At 58.0% G+C, this 7,298-nt stretch carries 5 protein-coding genes, 4 tRNA genes and 1 pseudogene; all 10 read left to right on the forward strand.

The genetic code is table 11. The annotated features are described in order from the left end of the window. Nucleotides 1–262: 262 nt before the first annotated feature. A complete protein-coding gene (gene gltX, locus GIV35_RS26895) occupies nt 263–1,744 on the forward strand; it encodes a glutamate--tRNA ligase (RefSeq protein WP_032896132.1) in 1,482 nt (493 codons plus the stop codon). Between the two features lie 147 nt (nt 1,745–1,891). Continuing rightward, nucleotides 1,892–1,967: transfer RNA gene (locus GIV35_RS26900), tRNA-Ala, on the forward strand. Nucleotides 1,968–2,046: 79 nt separating this feature from the next. Next, nucleotides 2,047–2,122 (forward strand) — tRNA-Glu (locus GIV35_RS26905). Between the two features lie 50 nt (nt 2,123–2,172). After that, a tRNA-Ala gene (locus GIV35_RS26910) sits at nt 2,173–2,248 on the forward strand. An 81-nt stretch (nt 2,249–2,329) separates the two neighbouring features. Beyond that, a tRNA-Glu gene (locus GIV35_RS26915) sits at nt 2,330–2,405 on the forward strand. A 183-nt stretch (nt 2,406–2,588) separates the two neighbouring features. Next, nucleotides 2,589–3,128 carry a TetR/AcrR family transcriptional regulator gene (locus tag GIV35_RS26920; protein WP_054898574.1) on the forward strand — a complete coding sequence of 180 codons (540 nt, stop codon included), beginning with the start codon at nt 2,589–2,591 and terminating at the stop codon, nt 3,126–3,128. Nucleotides 3,129–3,143: 15 nt separating this feature from the next. Continuing rightward, nucleotides 3,144–3,977: an alpha/beta hydrolase gene (locus GIV35_RS26925; protein ID WP_054921654.1), complete on the forward strand. Its 834-nt coding sequence runs from the start codon at nt 3,144–3,146 to the stop codon at nt 3,975–3,977. 38 nt (nt 3,978–4,015) lie between these two features. Then, a complete protein-coding gene (locus GIV35_RS26930; RefSeq protein ID WP_054921656.1) occupies nt 4,016–4,450 on the forward strand; it encodes an acyl-CoA thioesterase in 435 nt (144 codons plus the stop codon). A 55-nt stretch (nt 4,451–4,505) separates the two neighbouring features. Beyond that, nucleotides 4,506–5,471 carry a tRNA dihydrouridine synthase gene (locus GIV35_RS26935; protein WP_105227368.1) on the forward strand — a complete coding sequence of 322 codons (966 nt, stop codon included), beginning with the start codon at nt 4,506–4,508 and terminating at the stop codon, nt 5,469–5,471. A gap of 613 nt (nt 5,472–6,084) precedes the next feature. Continuing rightward, a pseudogene (locus tag GIV35_RS26940) lies at nt 6,085–7,298 on the forward strand (hypothetical protein); the annotation flags it as partial.

Here is a 7,298-nt window from a genome sequence, read left to right on the forward strand (position 1 = left end):
GGCATCAGTTATATCTGTGTCGGCTGCCAGGCCGTCACGGGAGCAAGCTCCCTCGCCACAGATTTAGCGTCGTGCCGAAGTTGTGTAGATACCTATGCTCATCGCAGGCAAGCCAGCTCCCACATTTTGCCTGTGAATACATTCAAGTGTGGGAGCTGGCTTGCCTGCGATGGCCGCGCCTCGGTTTTCCAGATATCCCCCAGGCTGTTACCATTCGCCCCTTGTTTCAATTTTCAGTTTTATCGCCCATTCGAGACCTGCCATGACCACCGTCCGCACGCGCATTGCGCCATCGCCTACTGGGGATCCCCACGTCGGTACTGCTTACATCGCCCTGTTCAACTACTGCTTTGCCAAGCAGCATGGCGGTGAGTTCATCCTGCGGATCGAAGACACCGATCAACTGCGCTCCACCCGTGAGTCGGAACAGCAGATTTTCGATGCCTTGCGCTGGTTGGGCATTACCTGGGCTGAAGGCCCGGACGTGGGTGGCCCTCACGGCCCGTATCGCCAGAGCGAGCGCAGCGACATCTACAAGCAGTACACCCAGCAACTGGTCGATATGGGCCATGCCTTCCCGTGCTTCTGCACCGCCGAAGAACTGGACCAGATGCGCGCCGAGCAGCAGGCCCGTGGCGAGACCCCGCGTTACGATGGTCGTGCGTTGCTGTTGTCCAAGGAAGAAGTGGCTGCGCGCCTGGCCGCCGGTGAGCCTCACGTCATCCGTATGAAGGTGCCAAGCGAAGGCGTGTGCGTGGTGCCGGACATGCTGCGCGGTGACGTCGAGATCCCGTGGGATCGCATGGACATGCAGGTGCTGATGAAGACCGACGGCTTGCCGACGTACTTCCTGGCGAACGTGGTCGATGACCACCTGATGGGCATCACCCATGTGCTGCGCGGTGAAGAGTGGCTGCCATCGGCACCGAAGCTCATCCTGCTCTACGAATACTTCGGCTGGGAGCAACCGCAGCTGTGCTACATGCCGCTGCTGCGTAACCCGGACAAGAGCAAGCTGTCCAAGCGCAAGAACCCCACGTCGGTGACCTTCTACGAGCGCATGGGCTTCATGCCTGAGGCGATGCTCAACTACCTGGGCCGCATGGGCTGGTCGATGCCGGACGAGCGCGAGAAGTTCTCGCTGCAGGAAATGGTCGACAACTTCGACCTGTCCCGCGTCTCCCTCGGCGGCCCGATCTTCGATATCGAGAAGCTTTCGTGGCTCAACGGCCAGTGGCTGCGTGACCTGCCGGTGCAAGAGTTCGCCAGCCGTGTGCAGCAGTGGGCGTTGAACCCCGAGTACATGATGAAGATCGCGCCACTGGTGCAGGGTAGGGTAGAGACGTTCAGCCAGGTCGCGCCCTTGGCCAGTTTCTTCTTTGCTGGCGGGGTGAATCCCGATCCCAAGCTGTTCGAGTCCAAGAAGCTCTCCGGTGACCAGGTTCGCCAGCTGATGCAGTTGATCCTGTGGAAGCTTGAAAGCCTGCGTCAGTGGGAGAAGGATGCGATTACCGCGACCATCCAGGCGGTGGTGGAATCCCTTGAGCTGAAACTGCGCGATGCCATGCCGCTGATGTTTGCCGCCATCACCGGGCAGGCCAGTTCGGTGTCTGTGCTCGATGCGATGGAAATTCTCGGCCCGGACCTGACCCGTTTCCGCCTGCGCCAAGCCCTTGATTTGCTTGGTGGTGTGTCGAAGAAAGAAAACAAGGAATGGGAAAAGCTGCTGGGCGCTATCGCCTAAGCAGGCCGCTTAGGGCACGAAACCCCGGTTTTCCGGGGTTTCGTCGGTAAGTGATTGTTATCCCGGCAAAAAATTTTGGAAATTGTTGAAAATAAATTTGACACGTTTCCAAACCACCATTAAGATTCGCCCCGTCCTCACCGATGAGGGGCTATAGCTCAGCTGGGAGAGCGCTTGCATGGCATGCAAGAGGTCAACGGTTCGATCCCGTTTAGCTCCACCAATTTACAGGTTCAAGGTTCCGGCCACACCGTCCTTGAATTGATCAGGTCTCAGCTCTGATCAGATGTACAGAAGGTTTTGTCCCCTTCGTCTAGTGGCCTAGGACACCGCCCTTTCACGGCGGTAACAGGGGTTCGAGTCCCCTAGGGGACGCCAGTTTCAACAAGCAGCTCGAAAGGTCTGCTGCGTCGCGAGACGAAAAATCCGGGGCTATAGCTCAGCTGGGAGAGCGCTTGCATGGCATGCAAGAGGTCAACGGTTCGATCCCGTTTAGCTCCACCAATTTTACAGGTTCAAGGTTCCGGCCACACCGTCCTTGAATCGATCAGTTCTCAGCGCTGATCTGTTGTATAGAAGGTTTGTGTCCCCTTCGTCTAGTGGCCTAGGACACCGCCCTTTCACGGCGGTAACAGGGGTTCGAGTCCCCTAGGGGACGCCACGATTACCCGCTCTGCGGGATTTTTAAGGGTCATTCAATTATTGAATGGCCCTTTTGTTTGTCTGGCGTTTGGCCAATTCCCTCCTTTATCACCCATTTTCTGTTCTGACCGGCGGTCGTGCTTATCGCTTGCCAAATATTATTATGGTAATAATATTCAACCCATGAAAGACGGAGGCTTCGATGAGCGATAAAAAAGCGCAAACCCGCGAACGTATTTTGCAGGCTGCCAGCGCGGCGTTGATCCAGCGCGGCCCGGCTGAGCCCAGTGTGGGCGAAGTGATGGGGGCGGCGGGGCTGACGGTCGGCGGCTTCTATGCGCACTTTGAAAGCAAGGACGCGCTGATGCTGGAAGCGTTCAGCCAGTTGCTGGCGCAGCGTCGCGCCTCCATCGATGACTTGGACGAACAACTGACCGGCGAAGAGCGCCGCACGTTGGTCGCCGCGTTTTATCTGTCGCGCAAGCACCGCGACTCCACGACCCAGGCCTGCCCGTTGCCCGCGACGGTGGGGGAGATGGGGCGCTTGCCGGACGCTTTTCGCGAGGTTTTGAACGAGCACGTCGAGTTGATGGCCGCGCAATTGGCCGGCAGCCCCGAAGACATCGACAAGGCCCTGGCGGACATGGCCTTGATGGTAGGAGGGCTGACCCTGGCGCGGGCACTCGGGCCCGGCGAGTTATCAGATCGGGTGATACGTGCGGCCAAGTCGGCGGTACGCTGAAAAAGGGGATGCAAGATGGGCGCATTGACCTGGGTTCGTGGTTTCAATGGCACGGTGGGGCGCCTTGCGCCGCATGCGGTCGCCAGCAAGATGCGTCGCACCTTCATGACCCCGCGCGATCTGCCGCCGCGTGACTGGGAGTTGCCGCTGTTGGCCCAGTCGGAGCGCATCACTCTGCGTTTCGGCCTGTCGGCATTGCGATGGGGGCATGGCCCGGCGGTGCTGCTGATGCATGGCTGGGAAGGTCGCCCGACTCAATTCGCCAGCTTGATCACGGCGTTGGTCGACAACGGCTATTCGGTGATAGCCCTGGACGGTCCCGCTCACGGCCGTTCGCCAGGGCGTGAAGCTCATGTACTGCTGTTTGCCCGCGCCATGCTTGAGGCGGCGGCCGAGCTGCCGCCGCTGTATGCGGTGGTCGGCCATTCCATGGGCGGCGCCAGTGCGATGTTGGCGGTGCAGTTGGGGTTGCGTACGCAGGCACTGGTCAGCATTGCCGCACCGTCGCGCTTTCTGGATGTGCTGCGCGGGTTCACTCGCATGGTTGGCTTACCGCCACGGGCGCGCTCAGCCTTTATCCAAGAGGTGGAGTTGAGCATGGGCATGCCGCTCAAGCATTTGGACGTGGCCCACTACCAACTGAATATTCCCGGCCTGATCGTGCACGCCGAAGACGACACCTTCGTTCCGGTCAGGGCGGCTCAAGCCATCCACGAAGCCTGGTTCGACAGCCGCCTGCTGCGCCTGGAGCAGGGTGGCCACCAGAAAGTGCTCGCCGACCCGCAGGTCATCGACGCTGTACTCGCCCTATTGGCAGGCTGCCGTCTACAGGAGCGCCAAAGCGCCTGATACACTGCCCCGCCGACATCAATCGACTGGAGCAAGGCATGGGCTGGGATTTGGCAACGCCGTTCATCATCGATCTGCAGGTTACGGCTGAGGACATCGACGGCCTGGGGCACGCCAATAATGCGGTGTACGTCTCATGGCTGGAGCGTTGCGCCTGGCGCCATTCCCAGCGCCTGGGGCTGGACCTCACCGAATACCGCCGCCTCGACCGCGCCATGGCCGTGGTGCGCCATGAGATCGACTACCTGGCCGCAGGCTATGAGGGCGATGAGTTACAACTGGCCACCTGGATCGTCGATTGGGACCAACGCCTGAAAATGACCCGTCGTTTCCAGCTTGTGCGCCCCCGTGACGGCGCGACCCTGCTGCGTGCGCAAACAACCTTCGTATGTATTGAGTTGTCCAGCGGCAAGCCCAAGCGTATGCCCGCCGAGTTTATTGAAGGTTACGGCCCCGCCCTGACAGGGGGTTAACGGTTGCCGCAGGAAACCCAGTAAACTGCGCCACGATTTTTGTTGAGTGTTTTCCATGCAAATTGCTTTGGCGCCCATGGAGGGGTTGGTCGACAACATCCTGCGGGACGTGTTGACCCACGTGGGCGGTATCGACTGGTGCGTGACCGAGTTCATCCGGGTCAACGACCGCCTGCTCACACCTGCCTATTTCCACAAGCTCGCCCCGGAACTGCTGCACGGTGCGCACACCGCTGCGGGCGTGCCGTTGCGTGTGCAATTGCTGGGCTCGGACCCGGTTTGCCTGGCGGAGAACGCCGCTTTGGCCTGCGAGCTGGGTTCGCAAGTCATCGACCTGAACTTCGGCTGCCCAGCCAAGACCGTCAACAAGTCCCGCGGCGGTGCGGTGCTGCTCAAGGAGCCGGAGCTGCTCAACCAGATCGTCGAACATGTGCGCCGTGCTGTACCTGCCCATATCCCGGTGACCGCCAAGATGCGCCTGGGCTTCGACAGCCCGGATGGCGCGTTGGTGTGTGCAACGGCCCTGGCAGAAGGTGGTGCGGCGCATATCGTGGTACATGCGCGTACCAAAACCGATGGCTATAAGCCCCCGGCCCATTGGGAGTGGATCCCGCGTGTGCAAGACGTGGTGAAGGTGCCAGTGTTTGCCAATGGTGATATATGGAGTGTTGAAGATTGGCGGCGGTGCCGGGAAATCAGCGGCGTAGAAGACATCATGTTGGGGCGCGGCTTGGTCGCGCGGCCCGACCTGGCCCGGCAAATCGCCGCCGCGCGTGCTGGCAAAGAAGTAGTGGAGATGACCTGGGCGCAGATGCAACCCATGCTCCACGAGTTCTGGCGTCAATCGGTAGCCCAGTTGACTGAAAAGCAGGCGCCGGGCCGTTTGAAGCAATGGCTGGCGATGTTGACGCGTAATTACCCGGAGGCGGTCGAGCTGTTTACGGCCCTGCGTCGTGAAACCGCATTGGAACAGGTTAGCCGCTTGCTTGGCATGCCTCACCCACAACCGGCAACGTTATGAGTTGTAACGCTTCAATGTCCGTTGATGGTGGGTGCAACATTGTTTGAGTCGGCGTCCTGTTTCAAAAAATGCCCCATATTGAGAGATATGGGGCATTTTTTTGTTTGTCGGGATTATCTATGGCTAAACTTGACGCCCTTTATAGGGCGCTCGCAGTTTGTTTTCAGATAGCTTGAATGTCACTCAGTAATAAACAGGCATGTTATAGGTTTTTTAAATTCAAAAGTTTCGCGGTGTAAGTTTATTTATAAATATATGTCTTCGGCTGCGTGGTTCTGGTGGTGTCTTTTATGTTCGCGCGAAATATCAAAGTGGGCGGTTACGTGGCGTTTTGAATTGTATCGAAAATTTGCGTTTCAGGTGAGTTGTTAGTCTGTATTTCTGTCACGCACACGTTCGGGTGCGGCAAACGGAGGTGTTCTTTAAAAAGCACGAGGCAAAGTCTGAAAATTTGGTTTGGTTTCTTTATATGAAGCGCGATTTTAGGAACTGGTCAGCGTTAACTCCCACAAATTAGCAGCTGTCAGGCAGTGCTGTTGCTTGCAGTTCATTAAGGCTATTGCTTCCCTGGCCATTTAACGGAGTCAGGTGGCGCCGATTAAGGAGTTTATGAATGTCTCTATCTGTCAATAATTCGCCCTTTGTCAAAGTTGATACATCACCTCTGAGTGGGCAGTTGCCGACCCCGTTGAAAGTCGACATGCAACCTAAACCTCCGACGACCCATTTAAACCTCAACCCCGCAGCTGCACGCAATGAAAACAGTGAGGTCATGGTGAGTGCTACGGCGCTCACCAGAGTATTTGACATGCTCGAGCAGTTCTTCAAATCCATGCGGGAGATGCTTTTGGGGAAAAGTATTACGCCTGATCTGGAGGCAAAAGAGCAGCCAGTGAAGCCAGGTACAACTGATCAAGCGGTGAAGCCTGATGCAAAAGACCAGCCGGTGAAGCCAGGTACCACTGATCAAACGGGGAGGCCTGATGCAAAAGACCAGCCGGTGAAACCAGGTACGACTGATCAGTCGGTGAAGCCGAATGCAAAAGACCAGCCCGTGAAGCCAGGTACGACTGATCAAGCGGTGAAGCCGAATGCAAAAGACCAGCCGGTGAAGCCAGGTACAACTGATCAAGCGGTGAAGCCGGATGCAAAAGACCAGCCGGTGAAGCCAGGTACGACTGATCAAGCGGTGAAGCCGGATGCAAAAGACCAGCCGGTGAAGCCAGGTACGACTGATCAAGCGGTGAAGCCGGATGCAAAAGACCAGCCGGTGAAGCCAGGTACGACTGATCAGTCGGTGAAGCCGAATGCAAAAGACCAGCCCGTGAAGCCAGGTACGACTGATCAAGCGGTGAGGCCGGATGCAAAAGACCAGCCGGTGAAGCCAGGTACAACTGATCAAGCGGTGAGGCCGGATGCAAAAGGTCCGGGGGTGTTAATAGATCACGGCGGATTGACGCCGAAACCGGGTAGAAACGATCATCCAGTGAAGCCGTCAGTGCCGATGCCTTCAGTGAATGTCACAAATGATGCTGAAGCAAATGTGCATGTGAACATCAATGTCGCTCACTGTCACTGCCCTGATACAAAGGACGGGCCAACCCCGGACTTAAATCCCAGGCAAGGTCCGAAGCCGGAATCGAACCCCGTGCCCCAGCCGGGTCCGAAGCCGGGATCGAACCCCGTGCCACAGCCGGGTCCGAAGCCGGGATCGAACCCCGTGCCACAGCCTGGTCCGAAGCCGGGATCGAACCCCGTGCCACAGCCCGGTCCGAAGCCTGAATCGAACCCCGTGCCCCAGCCCGGTCCAAAGCCTGAATCGAACCC

The organism is Pseudomonas sp. PA-1-6B (assembly GCF_021609545.1).
Taxonomy (GTDB): Bacteria; Pseudomonadota; Gammaproteobacteria; order Pseudomonadales; family Pseudomonadaceae; genus Aquipseudomonas; species Aquipseudomonas fluorescens_BV.